The sequence below is a fragment of the Mycobacterium sp. E3251 genome, assembly GCF_001666835.1.
GTDB lineage: Bacteria > Actinomycetota > Actinomycetes > Mycobacteriales > Mycobacteriaceae > Mycobacterium.
On sequence record NZ_LZJF01000122.1, the window covers coordinates 1 to 20,314 of the forward strand.

Here is a 20,314-nt window from a genome sequence, read left to right on the forward strand (position 1 = left end):
TGCAGGTGTTCAGCGAGGTGACACCGGAGCCCGACGAAAAGACCATCCGCCGCGGTGTCGCGATGCTGGCGCGGGTCCAACCCGATCTGCTGGTCGCCGTCGGCGGCGGCTCGGTGCTGGACGCCGGCAAGGCGATCCGCCTGTTCTACGAACACCCGGAGAAGAGCCTCGATGAGCTGACGATGCCGTTCCTCGACCCGCGCAAGCGCGTGGCCGACTATCCGGTCGACCGCCATCGCGTCCAATTGGTTGCCGTCCCAACCACATCGGGCACCGGATCAGAAGTCTCACCGGCGGCGGTGTTGACGGTGCGCGGCAAGAAGGAGACGCTCGTCGACTACAGCCTGGTGCCCGACCTCGCGGTCGTCGACCCGGTCCTCACCTCGTCGATGCCGCGGACACTGACCGCCGACACCGGCGTCGACGCGCTGACCCATGCCCTGGAGGCGGCCGTCTCGATCTTCGCGTCGCCGTATACGGACGCGTTGTGCGCCCAGGCGGCGCGACTGATCTTCGATGCGTTGCCGAGGGCGTACGACGATCCCAACGACCTATCGGCGCGCACTGACATGTCCAATGCGGCAACGCTTGCCGGACTTGCCTTTTCGAATGCGTTCGTCGGGACCAATCATGCGCTCGCCCATGCGGTCGGCGCTAGATTCGGGATTCCGCACGGCCGGGCGAACGGTATCTTCCTGCCGCACGTGCTGCGTTACAACGCAAGTCTGCCCAGCAAGTTCATGCCCGCGCCGGGTTATTCCGCCTACGTCGCCCCGGACAAATACGCACAGCTCGGTCAACTGATCTTCGGCGGCCATGAGCCAGACGAGTGCCGCGCCCGGTTGTTCCATGGGGTCGATGATCTGCTGAACCGACTGAACATGCCCCGATCGGTGCGCGAGTGCGGCATCGACGAGAAGCAATACCTGGGGGCGCTCCCGGCGTTGGCGATGACGGCGTTCGAGGACCTCAGCAACCGCACAAATCCGCGGATGCCCTTGGTGAGCGAGATCTCCGCTTTGCTTCGGGCGGCCTTCTACGGCGACGCCGAAGCTCAACCTCAACCCCGCAGCTGAGGCAGCACATCACGCTCGTACGCCGCGAAGAACCCGTCCATGTCCGGGCCCACCTGCTGGACATACACCTCGTCGATGTCGGCGTCGAGGTACTCCCGCACCTTCGCGACGTGCGTGTCGGGGTCCGGTCCGCACGTGACCGCCTCGGCAACCTGGTCCGGCGTGACGAGAGACATCAGGGCGGCGAAGTCCTTGGGGCGCGGCAGGGTCTGCGCGGTTTGCCCGGGCAGCGCGTCGTTGCCCCACAGCCGGTGTGCCGCCTTCAGTGCGGTGTCGGCGTCCTTGTCCCAGCTGACTTTGGCGCCGGCCTGCACGGGTTTGTCACCGCCGCCGGACTCGCGGAACGTCTTGACGAGGTCGGCCTCCGGCATCACCAGGACGAAGCCGTCCCCGATGCGTCCGGCCAGCTCCGCCCCCTGCGGGCCGAAACCGGAAACGTAGATCGGCACCGGCTGCTCGGGCCGTGTGTAGATGCGCGCTTCCTGCACCTCATAGTGCTTGCCGTGGTGACTCACCTCGTCGCCGCGGTGCAACAGGCGGATGACGTCGACCGCCTCCTCCAGCATCTCCTGGCGCACGCCGACCGACGGCCAAGGGTCGCCGAGGATGTGTTCGTTCAGCGCCTCGCCGCTGCCCACCCCGAGCACGAAGCGGCCGTCGAGTTGAACGGCGGCGGTGGCGGATGCCTGCGCGATGATCGCCGGGTGCGTCCGGACCGTCGGGCACGTGACGGCGGTGCTGACGGGCAGCGACGTCACCTCGGAGAGCGCCCCGATGACGCCCCACACGAAGGGGCTCTGGCCCTGCTCGTCGTTCCAAGGGTGGAAATGATCGGAGATCCACAGCGCGTCAAACCCGGCCGCTTCCGCACGCTTAGCCTGGTCCACGAGTTCCTTGGGGCTGTACTGCTCGCAGGACAGAAAGTATCCGATCTTGGTCATGCCGTGCGGGCTACCCGCTGCGCGCCCCGTTATGCACCGTCTTCGCCGTTATTCGGCGCCGAACGGCACGCTTCTCCAAAACCTTTGTGCCGCAAACACTTTCCGAAGCGTTGTCGCCGAGGGTGGCTCTGCCCACTACGGGATCTTCTTTGCGATCCGTTTGGCGATCTCAATTCCCCGATCGTCGATGTGGTCGGCGCAGGCGCTTACATCGACGACAACGTTGTTCGCGGTTGTCAACGCCCGCTGGCACGCCCAGCCCTCCACGCCTTCCTCTTGGACCCGAGTGATCGCCAAAACGCCATCCGCGACGCTGGCCTTACTCAGCGACCAGTAATGGGGGCTCGCGTCGCCCGGGTCATGCAGATCGACACGCCGGTTATCGCAATTGGCCCAGCCGGTCACCTGGCTTGCGTAGAAGTCATGGGCGGCCATAGCCCCCGGAAACGACACCACCGCCTGGTAGGCGATGTGGTCCGCACGATCGCGGTGGTCCTTGAGTTCCTGAACGCGCACAGCTGTCCAGCCGCTGCCTTGGTATGAGTATTCCTGCGCTTCGGCCCAAACCAAGCATCCATCCTCGAGGGGACGATTGGTGTACATCGTGTCGGCGGAAGCCACGACCTCCATGTGAGCATCCATGATGGAGCCGACATCGCCGGTATCGAGCAGCAATCCGGACAGCGCACCGGGCGGCAGCGGTTGCGGCGCATGACCCAACGTCGGAGCCGCAACCACCCTTCCGCCGGTAGTCACGGTGCATCCCGCTGTTAGCGCGGACAACACCAGGATCGACAGCGCATGCCGCTTGCCCGCTAACCTCATCGGCCTATTTCACCGCACTGCCGCATGGTCACCAAGCCTGTGCCGGGGCGCGCGCGAATCGCTTCACTGACTTGGAGACTGGAATTCTCCAGAGCTCCCGCCCAGACCTGTCGATCCCGTGCGATTAAACGGATTTGGTGACTCCGACGTACGACAGCACCACGTCGGACAGGTCGCTCATCCGGGTCAACACCGCATAGGAACGGATGAACGACTGGCCCACGCATCCGTCGATCTTGATGTGGAAGTTGCTGATCATGACCCAGGGGTTCGCTCCCTTGAATTGCTTCTTTATCACCGGCACCGTGAGGACGAGGCCGGGTTTCATTCCGATGCTCATCACGCCATTCATCGGGGTCGAAACAAACGGCAGCAGGGGCGGCAATGTACCGGTGGTGTCGAAGGTGGGGCTGACGCCCGGAATGATGCCGGCACCGCCCTCCATGATCACGCCGTTGGATGTACTCATATCGATGCCACAACCGATCTGGTAACCGACTTCCAGGATGCCGTGAGGCTCTTCCGGTCCCTTCAGCGAGCCGACGTAGATACCGCTGGCCATGTATTCGCGCGACGCTACAGAGGTGGTCAGCGGTGCCACGGGGACCTGCGCCTCGTCCTTCGCGCCCAGACCCAAGACCCAGCCGTCGGGAGTGTTGAGGATCACCGGGGGATTCGAGGGCACCGCTCCCCCGGCCGGCGCCGAAGTCGCAGCGGCAGGCTCGATCTCGGGACCGTCATCGGGATCGGCGATCGCCGTCGGCGTCGTGACCACAGACAAAACGAGGCAAGCGGCGACCACCAGCGCGCGACGAACGACCACGGCAACCGGCCTCACGCACGACAACGTACGCACTTGCCATTTCGAGTCGCGAAATTTGCTGGGCGGCCAATCGAAGTTGTTGTGTGTTTGTGACGCTTATGCGATATCGACACCGAAGGTAGAATTAAATTCTGTTAGCCGGCAGTCGAGGCAAACAATGGAAGGGTCACGATGATGAATCGTAGGTGGGCGACTCTAATTGTCGCAGGTTCGGTCGTGGCCGCAGCTTTGACCGGTGGAGCCGGAATGGCGGTCGGGGTAGCGCTCGCGTCTCCGGATCCGGGCCAGGTTGACGACATCCCGACGATCGACGAATGGCAGATCCAGTATCCGACCACCATGACGAACCCATATGAAGATTCGGTCGGTTCGTCAGGCGACTGGGGTGGCGTCGGGATGTGGTGCCAGAATCTCCACGCCAACTGCAGCTGATTAGCTACGCCCAATGCCATTATCCCCCGGCGAGGGGAAGTGCCGTCCTGCGCAAGGCGTCGATCGAGTAGTTCCCGCCGCCCGTGAAGACCAGCAGCAGGAACGCGAAGCAGAACAGGATCGCCAACCCGCCGCCGTTGCCCGCCGGCGGATCGGCGACGGGCCAGAGCGCTTGCGGCTGATGGATCCAGAAATAGGCGACCGCCATTTCGCCCGAGGCCACGAACGCGACGGCCCGGGTGAACAGGCCGGTCGCGATCAACAAGCCCGCGACGACTTCGATCAAACCGGCGTACCACCCGGGCCAGGACCCGAACTCGACGCGAACGGGCGAAGGGACGGGCCAATCGAACAGGCTCCTCGAGCCGTAGGCGGCGAACAGCAACCCGTAGACGGCCCGAAACACACTCAGCACGGCCGGGGCGTAGCGGCTCAGATCCTTTGTCACGATCCAAAGGTTACGGTCGCGGCCCAGTCGAGCAGGCGCCGCCAAAGCCGATGCCGACCCGACGCCATGTTGTGGCAGTGTGCGCTGTCGCCCAGCACCAGGGTGGTGATGTCCGGGCAGCTGCGATAGAGACCGGCCTCGGCGCGTGGGTCCGGTGAGACGTCGACGACGCCATACCCGAGCAACACGGGGACGTCGATCAGCGCGGCGTCTTCCGCGACGACCCCGGGAATCATGGCGGTGCCGAACACGCGCGGCACCATCGATTTTGCGACGACGCAGTCCGCGGCCACGACGTCGGCGGGGACATCGGCAAGGTGGAACCAACTCTGCAAGTGCTCGCGCGGACCCTCGAAGTAGGGCTGCTCCAAGGCGGACAGGATCTCCCGGGCGAGCTCGGCGCGTCCCTGCGCGGTCGCCGACCGGGCGATGAATACGGGATCGAGGTTCAGTGGTGCCACGTGTTGGTTGGTGCACCCGAGTAGGGCCAATGCGGCGAAGCTGGAGAACAGCGCTTGTTGGGTTATCGCGAGATAGCCGCCGAGGGAATGGGCCATTGCCACGGGGCGTGCGTGGATTCCGGTTACTTCGGGCAACGCGGAGACCGCATGGGCGAGCGCGGCGGCGATGTCGGCGAAGCCGAAATCGCTTGCGGGCTGGGAGCTTTCGCCGGTACCCAGGGGGTCGACGGTGACGACGGCGTAGCCGTTCGCGGTGGCGAAATCGGCGAAGCTGTACCCGTGCTGGCCGGGGATGTGCAGGTCCCAATAGTCGCGACTGTAGGTACCACCAGGCAGACAGACCAATAGTGCCTGCGCCTCCGCGCCGGTGCGCGTGGGATAGTACGTCGCCGCCAGCGACGCTTCCTCGCCGATAACGTCGCCGACATCGAACTTCACTGGCCGCGCGGGAAACGTCATACGCCGCAATCCTTCCACGACATGTCCTGTACACACATACATGTACGTCCGCACGCAAGGAGGCGCCTTGACTTATGTGTTTCTCCTCTGCGCCATCTTCGCAGAGGTGATAGCGACCAGCCTGCTCAAGAGCACGGAAGGCTTCACCCGCCTGTGGCCGACCGTGATATGCCTGAGCGGCTATGCCGTCTCTTTCGCGCTCTTGGCGGTGTCCATTTCACGCGGCATGCAGACCGACGTCGCCTACGCGTTGTGGTCGGCAATCGGCACCGCGCTCATCGTGCTGATCGCCGTGCTGTTTCTCGGCTCAACGGTGTCGGTCGCCAAGGTGGTCGGGGTCGGGTTGATCATCGCCGGCGTGGTCACGCTGAACTTGTCCGGTGCCCATTGAGGCTATGCGCTGGCCACCAGCGGTGCACTCAGCAGATCGAGTAGCGCGGCGGTCACCTCGCGCGGGCGTTCCTCCATGACATAGTGGTCGGCGCCGCGCAGCCGGGTCAGGTTGGCGTTCGGAATGGACGCGGCCAACTCGCGTGCGGAGCTGAACGGGATATAGGGATCGCGGTCACCCCAAATTACCGCGGCCGGGCACCGAATCGTCCCGAGTCCGTCCGCGAGCCACGGGACGGCCGCGACCGGGTAATGAGCGAAGAAATTCCAGAACGTGCGCTTTCCCTCGGGCGAATTCATCCAGCCCAGATACTCGGCTTCCAGCGCGGTGTCGAAACAGCCGAGTCTTCGGTAGCGGGCAAGAGCTAGATGGTGCAGCGTGGCCAACGGAAGGTGTTGCGCGGCACGAGACAGCGGCGGGCGGGTGGCTATCCAGTGTTGGCCCCGCGAGAAGCGGTAGAACCACGGGCGAAAGATGCCATGTGCGCGGGTGTTCAACAGTGCGAGTCGCAGCACCCGCTCGGGATGACGGATGGCATAGCCGAGTCCGATGAAGCCACCGTAGTCGTGGGCGCACAGGTTGAACCGTTGCCACCCCAACTCCTCCACGAATCGTTCGATCCGCTCTACTTCGTTGTCGTAGGTCGGTCCGGTCGCCGGCGGATCGGACCGGCCGAAGCCTGGCCAGTCCGGCGCTACGACAAGATGGCTGTCGGACAGCGCCTTGATCTGATGGCGCCAGCAGGACGCGCTCTGCGGATATCCGTGCAGCAGTAGCACCGGCTCTCCCCTGCCAACGGCCTCGCCGAACACGTTGCATCCATCGATGTTCCACATGGTCGAAACGTATTCGGATCCATGCTCGCGCTACCCCTCGCATCAAGACACGCGGCGCTCCATTCCCGCCACCGCAGGCTCTCCTACGGCCAACGCCGTTTCGTCGCCGGCCCGTGAGCTGGTGTTTACGCAACAGCCTTCAACTGCGCGCCCGGTGTGCAAGCATCGCTGCCAGACTGACGGTCTGCCGCCCGCGGGCGATCAGGTTGATTGCGGCAACCTCGAGGAAGTAGGACCCACCATGACCGATGTCGAGCAGACGCCCTCCGACGGGCTCGCCCCCGCCAGGGCCGATCTGGTTGAGCACTCCCGCACCGGGATGAGTGCGGCCGCGCTGCAGCGGGCCATCAACGATCACCTGCGCTACTCGATCGGCCGCCCGGCGGCGGCCCGGCGGCCCGAGCACTACTACCGGGCGCTGGCACTGGCCGTGCGCGACCGCATGCAGGACCGCCGCGTGGTCTCGACGCAGACCTCACTCGATCTCGGCCGCAAGGTGACCTGCTACCTGTCGGCCGAGTTCCTGATGGGTCCGCAGCTGGGCAACAACCTGCTGAATCTCGGCATGGAGCGGGCGGCCCGTGAAGCGCTGTCGGCGATGGGTCAGAACCTCGACACGGTCCTGGCCTGCGAAGAGGAGCCGGGCCTTGGCAACGGCGGCCTCGGCCGGCTGGCCGCGTGCTACCTGGATTCGCTGGCCACCCTGGAGCGACCAGCGATCGGCTACGGAATCCGTTATGAGTTCGGCATTTTCGACCAGGAGATCCACGACGGCTGGCAGGTTGAGCAGACCGACAACTGGCTGGACCACGGAAACCCTTGGGAGATAGCAAAACCCGACGTTAACTACCTGGTCAAGTGGGGCGGCTACGCCGCTCACTACACGGACAACGCCGGCCACGACCGCGTCCAGTGGATACCGGGGCGGGTGCTCAAGGGCGTCGCCTATGACACGCCCATCCAGGGTTACGGCGTCAACACCTGCAACGTGCTGACGTTGTGGAGCGCGCGGGCCGTCAAGTCATTCGCCCTGGAGGCCTTCAACACCGGCGACTACTACGGGGCGGTCGAGGACGAGGTCATGTCGGAGACCGTCACCAAAGTGCTCTATCCGAACGACGAGCCGGAGGCCGGTAAACAGCTGCGCCTGCTGCAGCAGTACTTCTTCGTGTCCTGCTCCTTGCAGCACGTGCTGCACATCATGGACGATCTGGCCGACGTTTCCGTCAAGGAGCTCCCCCAGCGTTTTGCCATGCAGCTCAACGACACCCATCCATCGATCGGCGTCGCCGAGCTCATGCGGTTGCTGGTCGACGAACGCCACCTGGACTGGGATGAGGCGTGGGAAATCACGGTGGCGACGTTCGGCTACACCAACCACACCCTGCTGCCCGAGGCACTGGAGACCTGGCCGCTGGAACTGTTCGCCGAGTCACTGCCGCGCCATCTCGAGATCATCTACGAGATCAACCGCCGATTCCTCGACGAGGTGCGCGCCCGATTCCCGGGTGACGAGGACCGAGTCAGCCGGATGTCGCTCATCGGCGAGAACGGCGGCAAGAACGTCCGGATGGCGCACCTGGCCACCGTCGGCAGCCACGCCATCAACGGTGTCGCCGCGTTACACTCCGAGTTGCTGAAAAGCAGTGTGCTCAAAGACTTCTACCAGATGTGGCCGGAGCGGTTCAGCAACAAGACCAACGGTGTGACGCCGCGCCGCTTCCTGGCGCTGGCCAATCCCGGGCTGCGGGAATTGCTGGACCGCACCGTCGGGGACGGGTGGCTGACCGACCTGGGCCGCCTGCGCGGACTCGAGCCATTCGTCGACGACGCCGCCTTCCGCCGGGAATGGCGCGACATCAAGCGCAACAACAAAGCGCGCCTCGCCAAATACATCCACTCGGTGGCAGGCGTCGACCTCAACCCCGACTGGATGTTCGACGTACAGGTCAAACGCATCCACGAGTACAAGCGTCAGCATCTCAACGTCCTGCACATCGTGGCCCTGTATCACCGGCTCAAGCAGGATCCGGGCCTGTCGGTTCCGCAGCGCGCCTTCATCTTCGGCGGCAAGGCGGCGCCCGGGTACTTCATGGCCAAGCGGATCATCAAGTTGATCACCGCCGTTGGGGAAACCGTCAACGCCGACCCGGATGTCAGCCGGTTCCTCAAGGTGGCGTTCGTGCCGAACTTCAACGTGCAGAACGCCCACATGATTTACCCGGCAGCCGACCTGTCCGAGCAGATCTCCACCGCGGGCAAGGAAGCGTCCGGGACCGGCAACATGAAGTTCATGATCAACGGCGCCCTGACCGTCGGCACGCTCGACGGCGCGAACGTGGAGATGCGCGACGAGGTGGGCCCGGAGAACTTCTTCCTGTTCGGGCTGACCGAGCAGGAGGTCGAGGCGGTCAAGGCGGGCGGGTACCGCCCGGCCGACTACATCGAAGGCAACGACGAACTGCGCGCGGTGCTCGACCTGATTGCCGGCGGTACGTTCTCACGAGGCGACACCGAGGTGTTCCGGCCGCTGGTGGACAACCTGCGCCATGAAGACCCGTTCCTGGTGTGCGCCGACTATGCGGCCTACGTGAAGTGCCAGGAGCAGGTGAGCGCCGCGTGGCAGGACAGGGAGTCGTGGACGAAGATGTCCATCCTGAACACCGCCCGCAGCGGCAAGTTCTCATCGGATCGCGCCATCGCCGAGTACTGCGACGACATCTGGAACGTGTGGCCGCTGACCGTCAAGATGTGAGAAAAGCGGCTGATAATCGCGGTGCCCGGGCCTAGGATCTCGCCATGCCGATTCTGGGCAATGCAACGGTCGTCGTCGCGCGCGTGACGAGGTCGACATCCAACGCGTTGCGCGTCGCGCTCGCCACCCCCGATGGCACCGAACTGGCGCATGCCCAGCAAAAGGGCGGCGCCGCAGTGCTGTTCGGTTTCAAGAACGGGGGCAAGAGCGACTACACGTTGTCCGCGGCCAGCGGTGACGAACTCAAGATCGCGGTGGCCGCAACGACCACCATCACCAGCGGCGGCGTGCCCGTGGGAAAAATCGTCCCAGCCGACGGCGCGGCACGCCTGGAAGACGGTGGCGGCACCGTGCTGGCGGTGGTGCGGCCGCACACCGGGCACAAGGCCGACGGCGCCTGGCATCATCGCTTGTTCTCGCCGTCCGGCGAGGCGCTCGGCGTGCTCACGCTGATGACCGTTCACACCGGTTGGAGTGACATTGAATCCGATGCGATCCAGCTGCTGACCAACCGCAACGTCGCCACCCTGAAGGCACCATCGGCCGGCGCGATGCTGACCCTCGCCGCACCGGTCGAGCCGCACCTGGGCGACGTCCTGACCGCAGCATGCGTTGACTTCTCGGTGCTCCCCCGCGGGTACATCGATCAAAGCCAGACCTAGCGACGGCCGAGGAGGTCCGCCCAGAACGGCACCAGACCGGGGGCGACAGTGGACGTTTTCAAGGTCCACAGCAAGGATCGACACCGTGACCCCTGGCAGGAGGAAAGTGACCCGACGATTCCGTGGGCTTGTCCTGGCCGCGCTAACCGCGATGCTGGCGGTGCTCCTCGCGCCGGCCGCCTCGGCCGACACCTACACAGATCAGCTGGTGGGCAAGTTCAACGCCCAGACCCACGTGGTGGCCGACCCGGCGGCGAATCCGCCGTTGCGGGACCCGGACCGGCTCAACGACCAGATCCTCACCAGCCGCTGGACGTGGAGTTCCACGCCACCGATCTGGGTGGCGTCGGTGGCGCCCCGTCAGACCGGGGTGACCACCCCGGATGCCATCCACAACGTCGTCCTAGGGCGCAATCCGGCTTTCAGCGGGATCATTCTGGTCATCGACTCCAAGGGCTATCACGTGCGCGCCTACAACGTGCCCAAGGCGGTCGCAGACAGCGTCGACCCGTTCATGAGCCAGTCGGCCAGGATCCACCGGAACGACCCGCAGGGCGCGACGAGTGAATTCGTCAACAAATTGACCAGGTTGGACGTGTCTTCTGGGGGGCCGGCGGCCACCACCTCCCCCGTCGTGCACCAGAACCCCGACCGCTGGGCATGGCTGTGGACCATGCTCGTCTTCATTGCCGTCGCATTGAGCGTGGTCGCCTTGGTCTCATTCGCTGTCAGCCGAAATCGCAAGCGCCGCAAGGCTGCACAGGAGCGTGAACAGATCAAACAAGAATTGATCACCGCCGAATCCGGTGTCGGGGACATCGACAACGCGGTGCTCACCAACAGCGAAACGGACGTCAGCGCGGAGTCGACCAAGGCCAACGCCAGCCTCTACGACGCCCGAAAGGCTTACGAGACAGGCGACTACGGCGCGGCGCGGGCACACCTGCGAGTAGTGGAGTCCACGGTGGCCAGGGCCAACCAGAAGCTCGGACGCCCCGCGCCCAATGTTGCCGCTGTCGGCTCGGTGCCCGAGGACGAGCGCAAACAGGCCTCGGTGCGGGCGAAGAATCCCGACACCGGTGAGTACGTGACGATCAACAACAACAACTACAGCACCACCCCGCAGCCCGGCTATCCGCACTACTACGGCGGCGGCTACTACAACGGAATGTTCTTCTACCCCGGCTATTACCCATACGCGTTCTGGGGGGCGGGTTGGGGTTGGGCGCTCACCGACGTCCTGCTGATGGATGCGCTGCTGGACGACCATTGGGGTGGCAGCTACGACCGCGGCTTCGAGGCCGGCCGTGACTCGGCGTATGCGGACGCGAACTACGACGGCGGCCAAAGCGCCGGCTACGACAGCCAGCAAGGCGACGTCGGGTTCGGCGGCGGCTATGACTCCGGCGGCGACACCAGCTTCGCGGGTAGCGACGGCTCGTATTCCGGCGGTGGCGACGTGGACTTCGGCGGCGGCTGGGACTCCGGCGGCGGATCCGACTTCGGCGGCGGATCCGATTTCGGCGGCTCCGATTTCGGCGGTGGGTCGGACTCCAGCGGCGGCGACTTCGGGTTCTGATGCCCCAGAAGTAAGGTTTCCCGATGAGTACCGACAAGGTCAACCGCGGCATCCTGCCCGCCACGGTGACGATCGGAAGCGGTGACTCAGAAGGGATTCGATCGTGACTGAGAGTTTGTTCGGTCTGCTGACCGTAGTCGCGTTAGGGCTGGCGTTGACGCTGGCCGGCATCGCCACCGTATTCGTACGGCGGATGGAGAGGCGACCAACCACCCCGGTGAGCGAGCAAATCGGGAGCGCCAAAGAGGTCGTGCGCAAACTGCGCAAGCGCGAACCGATGTCGTCCGAAGAACTGGATTACGCGAAGCAAATCGTCGCCGATCGCAGCTCCTTCATGGCGCTCTGCATCCCGGGCGCGTTGTTCATGTTGGGCTGCTTCTACGTATTCGGCAGCCTTTACCACCTGCACGGAGCGACGCCGTCCGAGCGCACATTTCTCGGGGTGATCCCGATGCTGACCTCCACTAACCTGGCCCTTCGCCTGCTCGGCAGCGCACGGTTGAAAAGGCGCCTGCGCAGCGCGACCACCGCATCGTAAGCGGTCCGCATGACGAGATCCGGCACGCCGGGATCGCGCCTGCGGCCCGGTTGCAGTAGTCTCTTTACCGTGACATATCAAGCAGGTTGATATGTCATCTGGTCTTGCCGCACGCGGACGGCGGTCGGGGATGGCACGAACACAAGGTCAGGAGGGGTCGGGGAGATGAACGAGTGAGTCCTCGTTCAGTCAGCAGGACTGTCTTGGAGCGAGCCTGGATGCCGTTGGTCACCGTGGTAGCGGTCGGTGTCGGTCTGCTCTGCATGTACAAGGTGCACCAGTTCTCGGAACCTGAGCCGGTCATCACCGTCAACGGCCCACAGGCGCCCGAGCAGTTCAACGTCAAACGGATCACCTATGAGGTGTTCGGCTCCGCCGCTCAGGGCGGAAAACTCGTCTACATCGACATCGACGGCCATCCGCATCAGGTCGAAATCACGACTCTGCCGTGGTCCCACACGGAGACCACCACGCTCTCGGTAGCCTCCGGCAGCATCTCGGTGCATGTCCACGGCGGTCAGGTGGGTTGCCGAATGCTCGTGGACGGCGTGATCCGCGACGAACAGACGGACGACCATCAGGACGCCGACGTCGAGTGCAGGGTCAAGTCGGCATGAGCGAGCATCGTTTTGACGAGCCCCGGGTCAAGCGCCCGTTCATCCCCAGGATGGTCCGGGCTTTCGCGATACCGATCATCTTGTTCTGGGGCCTGCTCGCGGTCAGCACGAACACCTTTATGCCCCAAGTGGAACGGGTCGCCGAAGAGCTCGCCGGACCGATGGTCCCGCACTACGCGCCCTCACAACGGGCGCTGCTGCACATCGGCGAAAAGTTCCACGAATCCAACTCGACCAACCTGACCATGGTGGTGTTCGAGGCGAATCGACCACTGGGAGACCAAGACCACCGGTACTACGACGATCTGATGCGCCGCCTCCAGCACGACACCCGGCACGTGCAATACGTGATGGATCTGTGGGGCAAGCCTTTCACCGCGGCGGGGGCACAGAGCGTGGACGGCAAGTGCACGTATGTGCTGCTGCGACTCGCCGGCGACATCGGCCAGATTCAAGCCAACCAATCCGTGGACGCGGTCCGCGACATCATCAAAAAGGACCCGCCGCCGCCCGGCCTCAAGGTCTACGTCAGCGGCGCGGCTCCGCTGGCCTCCGACACGCTTTCCATCGCCAATGCCAGCCTGAACAACGTCACGATCGTCACGATCTGCCTCATCGTGGTGATGCTGCTGCTGGTGTATCGCGCTCCTTCAACCCTGTTGGTGCCTTTGCTCGGGGTGCTCATCGAGATGCTCGTCGCCAAGGGTGTCGTGTCAACGCTCGGTCACCTCGGGTACATCGAACTCTCGTCGTTCGCGGTGAACATCGTCATCGCGCTGACCCTGGGAGCGGGAACCGATTACGGCATCTTCCTGATGGGTCGATATCACGAGGCGCGACAGGCGGGCGAAAGCCGGGAGGACAGTTTCTACATCGCGTACAAGGGTGTCGCGCCGATCATCATCGGCTCGGGCCTGACGATCGCCGGTGCGTGTTATTGCTTGACGTTCGCGCGCCTCAACTACTTCCACACCATGGGGCCGGCCGTCGCGATCACCATGCTGTTCACCATCGCGGCGGCGATGACGCTGGGCCCGGCGGCGCTGACCGTCGGCAGTCTGTTCGGGATGTTCGATCCGAGAACCGAGGCCAAAGGGCGTCTCTATCGCCGCATCGGGGCGAGCGTGGTGCGCTGGCCGGTGCCGATCCTGGCGGCCAGTTCTGCCGTCGTCATGATCGGGGCGATCTTCGTACCGACGTACCGGCAGAACTACGACGATCGCCAGTACCAGCCGGCCAGTGCGCCCGCCAATCTCGGTTTCCAGGCGGCGGATCGGCACTTTCCCAAGAGCAAGCTGTTCTCCGAGATGCTGATGGTCGAAACCGATCACGACATGCGCAACTCGGCCGACTTCATCTCGCTGGACCGCGTCGCGAAGGCTCTGATTCGCCTGCACGGTGTGGCGATGGTGCAAGGCATGACGCGGCCCTTGGGCCGGGCGCTCGAGCACGCCAGCATTCCGTACCTATTCACCACGCAGGGCAGCGGCAACGGTCAACAACTCCCGTTCAACAGGGAGCAGAACGCCAACACCGACGCGCAGGCCGAGATCCAGGCGCACTCCGTCGCGGTCTTGCGCAAAGAGGTCGGCTTCTTCCAAAAGGTTTCCGACGAACTGCATCAGACGGTACTCACCGTCGAGGACCTGCAAAGGGTCAGCGACGACATCAGGGACGAGGTCTCGAACGTCGACGATTTCTTCCGTCCGATCAAGAGCTACTTCTATTGGGAGAGGCACTGTTTCGACATCCCGATCTGCTGGACGTTTCGGTCGCTGTTCGAGACCATCGATCAAATCGACAAGTTGGCCGACGACATTGCGGACGCGAAGGTGTCTCTGCAGGAGGTGGACAAAACCTTCCCGCAGATCATCGCCCAACTGAAAGCCACCGCCGACGATACCGAGGCACTGCAGTCGAAGTTGGTCAACAGTTACGGATCCGCTGATCTGCAATCCGTGCAAACGGAGCAGACTTTCGATGATCTGATCAACGTCGGGAACGACTTCGACAAGTCCCGCAGCGACGACTTCTTCTACATCCCGCACGAGGGCTTCGACAACGAGGACGTCAAGACGGGCATGAAGTTGATGATGTCGCCGGACGGCAAGGCGGCCCGGTTCATCGTCACCCACGAGGGCGATGCGATGGGCCCCGAGGGCGTGGAACACGTCGAACAGTTCCCCGACGCGATAAAGACGATCCTGAAAGAGACCTCGTTGGCCGGCGCGCGAATCTACATCGGCGGTTCGGGCTCCAACGACAAGGACATCAAGCAATACGCGATGTCCGATCTCATGATCGCCGCGATCGCCGCCTTCGTGCTGATCTTCTTGATCATGATGTTCATCACGCGAAGTCTGGTGGCGGCCTTGGTGATTCCCGGCACCGTGGCCTTCTCCTACGCCGGCGCGTTCGGCCTGTCCATACTTGTCTGGCAGCACCTGATCGGCCTGCACCTGCACTGGCTCGTGCTACCGCTGACGTTCATCATCCTGGTGGCGGTCGGGTCGGACTACAACCTGCTGCTGATCAACAGGGTCAAAGAGGAGCTGCACGGCGGGATCCACACCGGTCTGATCCGCGCGCTGGGCAGCACGGGCGGCGTGGTGACATCCGCGGGTCTGGTCTTCGCGTTCACCATGCTGGCCATGCTCACCAGTGATCTCAGGACGATCGGCCAGGTGGGTTCGACCGTGTGCATCGGCCTGCTGCTCGACACGCTGATCGTGCGTTCATTCGTCGTACCGTGCATCCTGCGAATCCTCGGGCCGTGGTTCTGGTGGCCCACGCTGGTCCGCAGCCGCCCGGCGGTCGCGCGCTAGCCGGCGCCCTTGCCGTTGTCGACGCGATAGACGGCGCCGTGCACGGCGGCCGCGGCATCGCTGGCCAGGAAGGCGATCACGTTCGCCACATCGAGGGGCTGCATCATCCCGCGCGGGGAGGCGGTGCGCATGATCAGTTCGTAGTTGGGATTGTCCGGCGCACTGAAATGTTCGATCTGCGGCGTGAGCATGCCGCCCGGGCAGATCGCGTTGACGCGCAAGCGATCCGCGGTGTACTCCACCGCCAGAGCGCGGGTGAGTCCGATCAGGCCATGCTTGGCGGCGCAGTAGCCGGCCGAGTACGCCTGGCCCTCAACACCGGCGATGGAGCCCACGTTGACGATGTTGCCGCCCCGCTCCAGCAGGTGCGGCAGCGCGGCCCGGCACAGGTAGAACGGCCCGTTCAGATTCACCGCGAGGTCATGCGCCCAGTCCTCATCGGTCATCGACTCCGTCCGGCGCATCTGGTGGTGGCCCGCCACGTTGACCAGGACGTCAAGCCCGCCCAACTCGCGCACGCACTGCTCGACCGCGCCGCGGCAGGCCTGCGCGGAGGAAACGTCGACCGATGCGTAAGAACCATTCTGGACATCCGCGAACACCTCGGCCAAGCGTGCGGTACCCCGGCCGATGCCGAAAACCGTTGCGCCCTCACGGGAAAAGAGCCGGGCCGTCTCGGCGCCCAGGCCTGACGACGCTCCGGTCACCAGGGCGACCTTGCCCTCTAGCGTTGCCATATCAGTCGCTCAATACCGCATCCGCGCAACGCCACCCCGCAGCAGCCCGAGGGGAGCACCGAATCTGGGCCCCCACAAGGTCATCGCACGGCGCGCGGTCAACAACACGACCAGACTGATCGCGAGCCGCCCCAACGCCACCCGGCTCGTTCGCCCCTTCCAGCTTCGCGGCCTCGCCCCAGCGCGCCGGCCGAGGCAGTAGCCGACACACACCGCCACCGTCAACGCGGCGACTGCCGTGAGCACCGTCATGATGATGAGCGTTGTGCGTCACCGTCGCGGCGCGATCACGCGCGGGATACACCTTGGCCAACATGAGGCCGAGGCCTGCCGCGGCTAACCGGTCTCGCTGACGACATAGACGGCGACATAGCCGATGGGGATGCCGGTCCAGGTCGCAATGCATTCGCGCGCCGCCAACTCCACCGCACCCCGGCGGCTGGTCCGCGTGATCCTGCTGATCTCGGGAATCCGGATCATCCACCCGTCAGCGTCGCGCGTGATTTCGATATCGAAGCACTGGCCGACCATGGGGCACTTCACGCGGGGAGCGGCCCGATGTGCACGGGCGCTGCGCAGTGATTGTCGGCGCAACAGGGTTGGCTGAATGGGCATGGCTGCTTTCGGAGAGTCGCAATCGAACCGCGGGAAAGATTAATGCGCATCGTGGCGAAAACCTAATCGGCCAGTCAGACTGGCACGCAACTGATGCGCACTCTCCACCAGGTCGTCGCCGGGACTTAATGTTTGCGCTTATGCGACCGGTCCAGCCGCCCGGACTCGCGGCGAGCGCCGTGTCCGCGTTGATCATCGGCAGTCTTGCCGTCCCGTCGGCGCATGCGGACGGAGGCTACGGGCCCGGTTCCTACGCGGTGCCCGCCCAGCTCCCCTACGGCACCTACGTCGCCCATGCCGAACCGGGCGACTATTCGGCCGCGTGCATCTTCACAACGTGGACGGGCGACGGGAAATTGATCGCTTCCGACAGCGGGACCCAGAAAAACCCGGTGGTCGCGCGAATTCAGGCTCCCGAGGTGGCGAAGTTCATCACGCACGGCTGCACACCGTTGACGAAGGTCGGATGAGATCAGCGCCGGCGTTTGCGCGAGGCGGCCGAACGCCCTGGTCGAGCACGCATGTGATCGCGGGCGCGACCCATGATGTCGGCCAGCGCGCGCACGTCCTCGCCCGAAAGGGCATCGAACAGCAAGTCGCGGACCACGCCGATGTGGCCGGGCAGGACTTTGGCGAGGCGCGCGTGGCCGGCCCGCGTGATGCGGACGACCGTGGCGCGCTGGTCAGCGTCGCTGGTTTCGCGGGCGATGAGGCCCGCCTGCTCCAACAGGCCCGCCTGATGGGTCAGACCGCTGCGGCTGTAGACCACACCGTCGGCCAGCTCGGTCATGGTGAGGTGACGCTGGGCGTCGGCAAGCTTCGCCAGGATCTCGAACTGCACATAGCTGAGATCGCCCTCGGCCCGTAACTGTCGTTGCACGGCGTACTGGAGCAGGCTTACTCCCTCCATCAGGGCGAAGTACGCGCGCATCTGCGGGGGCTTTAGCGACTCCGTCATGACGCGATCATAATGCTTCGACATTGAAGCAATGTGGTGGTCATCACGCCGCCCTCCGGGATCGCTTCGACTTCGAAGCAAGTTGTACGGACTGCAACCGCTTCGATCTCGAAGCACCTACGAACGGAGAAGATCATGAAGGCTGTGCAGTATCACCGTTACGGCGGCAGCGACGTGCTGCGGTATGAGGAGGTTCGGCGGCCGGCGCCCGGCCCGGGCCAGGTCCTGGTGAAGGTGGCGGCCACCTCCTTCAACCCGGTCGATGCCGGCATCCGCGGCGGCTACCTGTCCGAGGTGTACGCCATCTCCTTCCCCCACACCCCGGGCGTCGACGTGGCGGGAATCGTCGCCGGTCTCGGCGAGGGGGTGACCGGCTGGAAAGTTGGCGACGCCGTCGTCGGGATGCTTCCGCTGGACGCCCCGGGCGCTGCCGCCGAGTACGCGCTCGCACCGGCCGGGGTGCTGACCGCCGCGCCGAAGTCGGTGCCGCTGGCCGATGCCGCCGCACTGCCGACCGTCGGTTTGACGGCTTTGCAGGCGCTGTTCGAGGTCGCCGAGTTGAGGGCCGGTCAGTCCGTTCTGATCAACGGAGCGGGTGGAGCGGTCGGCGGCTACGCGGTTCAACTGGCCCAGCAGGCCGGAGGCGTTGTCACCGCGACCGCCTCGGCCCGCAGCGAGAACCGCCTGCGGCGCTACGGGGCCGACCGGATCATCGACTACATCGACTACACGTCCACGCCGCTCGCCGTCGCCGGGCAGCCGTTCGACGTGGTGCTGAATCTGGTCAGTACCTCACCGGAGCAGACCGCGGCCCTCGTCGGTCTGGTCGCCGACGGTGGGTTCTATATCGGCACCATGACATCGGGAGCCGAGGACCCGGCACGGGGGGTGCGGGCGCAGCGCGTCTTCGTCCGCAGCGACGCCGCGCAGCTGGGCGAACTCGTCAACCGGGTCGATGCCGGGCAACTGGCGATCGACGTCGCCGGCCGCCGCCCGCTGACCGACGTCGCCGCCGTGCACGATGACTCCGACGCCAATCGCCTGCCGGGAAAGACCATTCTCGTTCCTGCGAGTGAGTGACGTTCGGCCAGAACCGGATACGCAGTAGCGGATGCCCGCATTCGCTAATCCGGTCGGCTCGGCGGAAATTCGGCTCGCTTCTCGATGGCTTCGCGATAGGCATATACCCGGCCCGGGATAGTCCCGAGCACAGCGATGGTGCGACCGCCCCGCCCGTACGCGGCGACGAACTCCCAGGTGCCCGGATCGCCTTCGACGACCTCGACCGCATCGTAATCGGTTGGCACGCCGAGCATTTGCAGCTTGACGTCGTACTGATCGGACCAGAAGTACGGCACCTCGTCATAGGACTCCGCGCCGTCCGGCCCCGCCAGCAGGGTCCTGGCCGCAGCCGCGCCTTGACGGCCCGCGTCGTCCCAGTGCTCGGTGCGCAGATGCCGTTCGTACAGCGGGTGCCACCACCGCGCGACATCGCCGGCGGCAACAACGGCGTCCCCGCCCTCGGCCGCGCCCGTCGCGTCGCAAATCACGCCGTCGTCGACACGCAATCCGGAGCCGTCCAGCCAGTCGGTGGCCGGGATGACCCCGAGCCCAACGATGACGAGGTCGGCCGGAACCCGTGAGCCGTCGGTGAGCCGGACGCCCTCCACCCGGCCGTTACCCTCGAATCCCTCGACGCCCACGCCCACTCGCAGCTCCACGCCATGTTGACGATGGAGGTCGGCCCAGCGCGACCCCAGTTCCTCACCCAGCGCGGAAAGCAATAAGCTGCCGGCCTTCTCGACCAGCACCACGTCCAAACCCATCGCCCGGCAACTCGCGGCGACCTCGGCGCCGATGAACCCGCCGCCGACGACCACCACCCGCGGTCGCGAACTTAGTCGGTCCCGGATGGTCAGGCAGTCCTCGACCGTGCGCAGCATCAGCACCCCGTCCGCGACCGGGCCACCGGGCCATTCGCGTGGGACCGCGCCGCTGGCGATCACCAGCCCGTCGAACGGCAAGGCGAATTCCTGGCCGTCGTCGCGCATATGAACGGTGCGTGAGGACAGGTCCAACCTGAGGGCCGATGCGCCGCGCACGACGCGCGCTTCCATGTCGAATTGCGGCGCCAGGTCGACGCCGGCCCGGTGCACCTTGCCGGTGAGGAACTTCTTCGACAGCGGCGGGCGATGGTAAGGGGCGTGCCGCTCGGCGCCGACGATGGTCAGGGCGCCGTCATAGCCCTCCTGCCGCAGCGTTTCCGCCGCGCGCGTGCCCGCCACGCCGGCACCGACGACGACGATCTCTTTCAGGTCTCTTCCCCTCGGCATCGC

At 65.0% G+C, this 20,314-nt stretch carries 22 protein-coding genes; 11 read left to right on the forward strand and 11 right to left on the reverse strand.

Features of this window, described 5'->3' with window-relative positions; genetic code table 11:
* Positions 1-1,076: iron-containing alcohol dehydrogenase (locus A5697_RS14825; protein ID WP_156673309.1), on the forward strand; the 1,076-nt coding region annotated here is incomplete at its 5' end.
* Here the strand turns inward: A5697_RS14825 and A5697_RS14830 are convergent.
* The 3 genes from A5697_RS14830 to A5697_RS14840 all read right to left on the reverse strand — a co-directional run bounded on the left by A5697_RS14830 (position 1,061) and on the right by A5697_RS14840 (position 3,665).
* Complete coding sequence (locus tag A5697_RS14830) at positions 1,061-2,017, reverse strand: LLM class F420-dependent oxidoreductase (RefSeq protein ID WP_068011194.1); 957 nt, start codon at positions 2,015-2,017, stop codon at positions 1,061-1,063. The genes A5697_RS14825 and A5697_RS14830 overlap by 16 nt on opposite strands.
* A gap of 135 nt (positions 2,018-2,152) precedes the next feature.
* Positions 2,153-2,755 carry a sensor domain-containing protein gene (locus A5697_RS14835; protein ID WP_231972072.1) on the reverse strand — a complete coding sequence of 201 codons (603 nt, stop codon included), beginning with the start codon at positions 2,753-2,755 and terminating at the stop codon, positions 2,153-2,155.
* Between the two features lie 211 nt (positions 2,756-2,966).
* A complete protein-coding gene (locus A5697_RS14840) occupies positions 2,967-3,665 on the reverse strand; it encodes an MspA family porin (RefSeq protein WP_197501014.1) in 699 nt (232 codons plus the stop codon).
* 216 nt (positions 3,666-3,881) lie between these two features.
* On the opposite strand from A5697_RS14840, the gene A5697_RS14845 reads away from it, so the two are divergent.
* Positions 3,882-4,097 (forward strand): hypothetical protein, encoded by a 216-nt coding sequence (locus A5697_RS14845; RefSeq protein ID WP_231972073.1) that lies wholly within the window; start codon positions 3,882-3,884, stop codon positions 4,095-4,097.
* 19 nt (positions 4,098-4,116) lie between these two features.
* Here the strand turns inward: A5697_RS14845 and A5697_RS14850 are convergent, their stop codons facing one another.
* Together A5697_RS14850 and A5697_RS14855 are read right to left on the reverse strand one after the other, a co-directional pair.
* Entirely contained in the window at positions 4,117-4,545 is a 429-nt protein-coding gene (locus A5697_RS14850) for a DoxX family protein (RefSeq protein WP_068011198.1), read from the reverse strand.
* On the reverse strand, positions 4,542-5,465 hold the full coding sequence (locus A5697_RS14855) for an alpha/beta fold hydrolase (RefSeq protein ID WP_082953404.1): 924 nt from the start codon (positions 5,463-5,465) through the stop codon (positions 4,542-4,544). Before A5697_RS14855 ends, A5697_RS14850 begins: the two co-directional genes overlap by 4 nt.
* A 67-nt stretch (positions 5,466-5,532) precedes the next feature.
* Between A5697_RS14855 and A5697_RS14860 the strand changes: the two genes are divergently transcribed.
* Positions 5,533-5,856, forward strand: a complete 324-nt coding sequence (locus tag A5697_RS14860; protein WP_082953410.1) for a multidrug efflux SMR transporter — start codon at positions 5,533-5,535, stop codon at positions 5,854-5,856.
* Between the two features lie 2 nt (positions 5,857-5,858).
* On the opposite strand, the gene A5697_RS14865 is transcribed toward A5697_RS14860, so the two are convergent.
* Positions 5,859-6,692: an alpha/beta fold hydrolase gene (locus tag A5697_RS14865; protein ID WP_068011201.1), complete on the reverse strand. Its 834-nt coding sequence runs from the start codon at positions 6,690-6,692 to the stop codon at positions 5,859-5,861.
* 241 nt (positions 6,693-6,933) lie between these two features.
* Here A5697_RS14865 and A5697_RS14870 point away from each other — a divergent pair, with 241 nt between their 5' ends.
* From A5697_RS14870 to A5697_RS14895, 6 genes are all read left to right on the forward strand, one after another.
* A complete protein-coding gene (locus A5697_RS14870; RefSeq protein WP_068011203.1) occupies positions 6,934-9,447 on the forward strand; it encodes a glycogen/starch/alpha-glucan phosphorylase in 2,514 nt (837 codons plus the stop codon).
* Positions 9,448-9,491: 44 nt separating this feature from the next.
* On the forward strand, positions 9,492-10,109 hold the full coding sequence (locus A5697_RS14875; RefSeq protein WP_068011204.1) for a hypothetical protein: 618 nt from the start codon (positions 9,492-9,494) through the stop codon (positions 10,107-10,109).
* 106 nt (positions 10,110-10,215) lie between these two features.
* A complete protein-coding gene (locus tag A5697_RS14880) occupies positions 10,216-11,688 on the forward strand; it encodes a hypothetical protein (protein ID WP_068011205.1) in 1,473 nt (490 codons plus the stop codon).
* 103 nt (positions 11,689-11,791) lie between these two features.
* Entirely contained in the window at positions 11,792-12,226 is a 435-nt protein-coding gene (locus A5697_RS14885) for a hypothetical protein (protein ID WP_068011206.1), read from the forward strand.
* Between the two features lie 218 nt (positions 12,227-12,444).
* Entirely contained in the window at positions 12,445-12,843 is a 399-nt protein-coding gene (locus A5697_RS14890) for an MmpS family transport accessory protein (protein ID WP_067945558.1), read from the forward strand.
* Complete coding sequence (locus A5697_RS14895) at positions 12,840-15,668, forward strand: RND family transporter (RefSeq protein WP_068011207.1); 2,829 nt, start codon at positions 12,840-12,842, stop codon at positions 15,666-15,668. Before A5697_RS14890 ends, A5697_RS14895 begins: the two co-directional genes overlap by 4 nt.
* Here the strand turns inward: A5697_RS14895 and A5697_RS14900 are convergent.
* The 3 genes from A5697_RS14900 to A5697_RS14910 all read right to left on the reverse strand — a co-directional run bounded on the left by A5697_RS14900 (position 15,665) and on the right by A5697_RS14910 (position 16,936).
* The gene (locus A5697_RS14900) at positions 15,665-16,405 is read right to left on the reverse strand and encodes an SDR family NAD(P)-dependent oxidoreductase (RefSeq protein ID WP_068011209.1); all 741 of its coding nucleotides are present in this window, start codon (positions 16,403-16,405) and stop codon (positions 15,665-15,667) included. The genes A5697_RS14895 and A5697_RS14900 overlap by 4 nt on opposite strands.
* 9 nt (positions 16,406-16,414) lie before the next feature.
* Positions 16,415-16,657 carry a hypothetical protein gene (locus A5697_RS14905; RefSeq protein ID WP_068011211.1) on the reverse strand — a complete coding sequence of 81 codons (243 nt, stop codon included), beginning with the start codon at positions 16,655-16,657 and terminating at the stop codon, positions 16,415-16,417.
* Positions 16,658-16,741: 84 nt separating this feature from the next.
* Positions 16,742-16,936, reverse strand: a complete 195-nt coding sequence (locus A5697_RS14910; protein WP_067945713.1) for a long chain fatty acid-CoA synthetase Faa4p — start codon at positions 16,934-16,936, stop codon at positions 16,742-16,744.
* Positions 16,937-17,160: 224 nt separating this feature from the next.
* Between A5697_RS14910 and A5697_RS14915 the strand changes: the two genes are divergently transcribed.
* The gene (locus A5697_RS14915) at positions 17,161-17,490 is read left to right on the forward strand and encodes a hypothetical protein (protein ID WP_067945549.1); all 330 of its coding nucleotides are present in this window, start codon (positions 17,161-17,163) and stop codon (positions 17,488-17,490) included.
* A gap of 2 nt (positions 17,491-17,492) precedes the next feature.
* Here the strand turns inward: A5697_RS14915 and A5697_RS14920 are convergent, their stop codons facing one another.
* Positions 17,493-17,978, reverse strand: coding sequence for a MarR family winged helix-turn-helix transcriptional regulator (locus A5697_RS14920; RefSeq protein WP_067945711.1), 486 nt, complete (start codon positions 17,976-17,978; stop codon positions 17,493-17,495).
* Positions 17,979-18,113: 135 nt separating this feature from the next.
* Between A5697_RS14920 and A5697_RS14925 the strand changes: the two genes are divergently transcribed.
* Entirely contained in the window at positions 18,114-19,058 is a 945-nt protein-coding gene (locus A5697_RS14925) for an NADP-dependent oxidoreductase (protein WP_067945547.1), read from the forward strand.
* A 44-nt stretch (positions 19,059-19,102) separates the two neighbouring features.
* On the opposite strand, the gene A5697_RS14930 is transcribed toward A5697_RS14925, so the two are convergent.
* Positions 19,103-20,311 carry an NAD(P)/FAD-dependent oxidoreductase gene (locus tag A5697_RS14930; protein ID WP_067945545.1) on the reverse strand — a complete coding sequence of 403 codons (1,209 nt, stop codon included), beginning with the start codon at positions 20,309-20,311 and terminating at the stop codon, positions 19,103-19,105.
* Between the last annotated feature and the right edge of the window lie 3 nt (positions 20,312-20,314).

Bases quoted from the DNA above. Each gene is read 5' to 3' on its own strand.
- A5697_RS14830 (WP_068011194.1), bottom strand. From the start codon at position 2,017: ATGACCAAGATCGGATACTTTCTGTCCTGCGAGCAGTACAGCCCCAAG.
- A5697_RS14855 (WP_082953404.1), bottom strand. From the start codon at position 5,465: ATGACGTTTCCCGCGCGGCCAGTGAAGTTCGATGTCGGCGACGTTATC.
- A5697_RS14865 (WP_068011201.1), bottom strand. From the start codon at position 6,692: ATGTGGAACATCGATGGATGCAACGTGTTCGGCGAGGCCGTTGGCAGG.
- A5697_RS14870 (WP_068011203.1), top strand. From the start codon at position 6,934: ATGACCGATGTCGAGCAGACGCCCTCCGACGGGCTCGCCCCCGCCAGG.
- A5697_RS14875 (WP_068011204.1), top strand. From the start codon at position 9,492: ATGCCGATTCTGGGCAATGCAACGGTCGTCGTCGCGCGCGTGACGAGG.
- A5697_RS14890 (WP_067945558.1), top strand. From the start codon at position 12,445: ATGCCGTTGGTCACCGTGGTAGCGGTCGGTGTCGGTCTGCTCTGCATG.
- A5697_RS14895 (WP_068011207.1), top strand. From the start codon at position 12,840: ATGAGCGAGCATCGTTTTGACGAGCCCCGGGTCAAGCGCCCGTTCATC.
- A5697_RS14900 (WP_068011209.1), bottom strand. From the start codon at position 16,405: ATGGCAACGCTAGAGGGCAAGGTCGCCCTGGTGACCGGAGCGTCGTCA.
- A5697_RS14905 (WP_068011211.1), bottom strand. From the start codon at position 16,657: ATGACGGTGCTCACGGCAGTCGCCGCGTTGACGGTGGCGGTGTGTGTC.
- A5697_RS14910 (WP_067945713.1), bottom strand. From the start codon at position 16,936: ATGGTCGGCCAGTGCTTCGATATCGAAATCACGCGCGACGCTGACGGG.
- A5697_RS14915 (WP_067945549.1), top strand. From the start codon at position 17,161: ATGCGACCGGTCCAGCCGCCCGGACTCGCGGCGAGCGCCGTGTCCGCG.
- A5697_RS14920 (WP_067945711.1), bottom strand. From the start codon at position 17,978: ATGACGGAGTCGCTAAAGCCCCCGCAGATGCGCGCGTACTTCGCCCTG.
- A5697_RS14925 (WP_067945547.1), top strand. From the start codon at position 18,114: ATGAAGGCTGTGCAGTATCACCGTTACGGCGGCAGCGACGTGCTGCGG.
- A5697_RS14930 (WP_067945545.1), bottom strand. From the start codon at position 20,311: ATGCCGAGGGGAAGAGACCTGAAAGAGATCGTCGTCGTCGGTGCCGGC.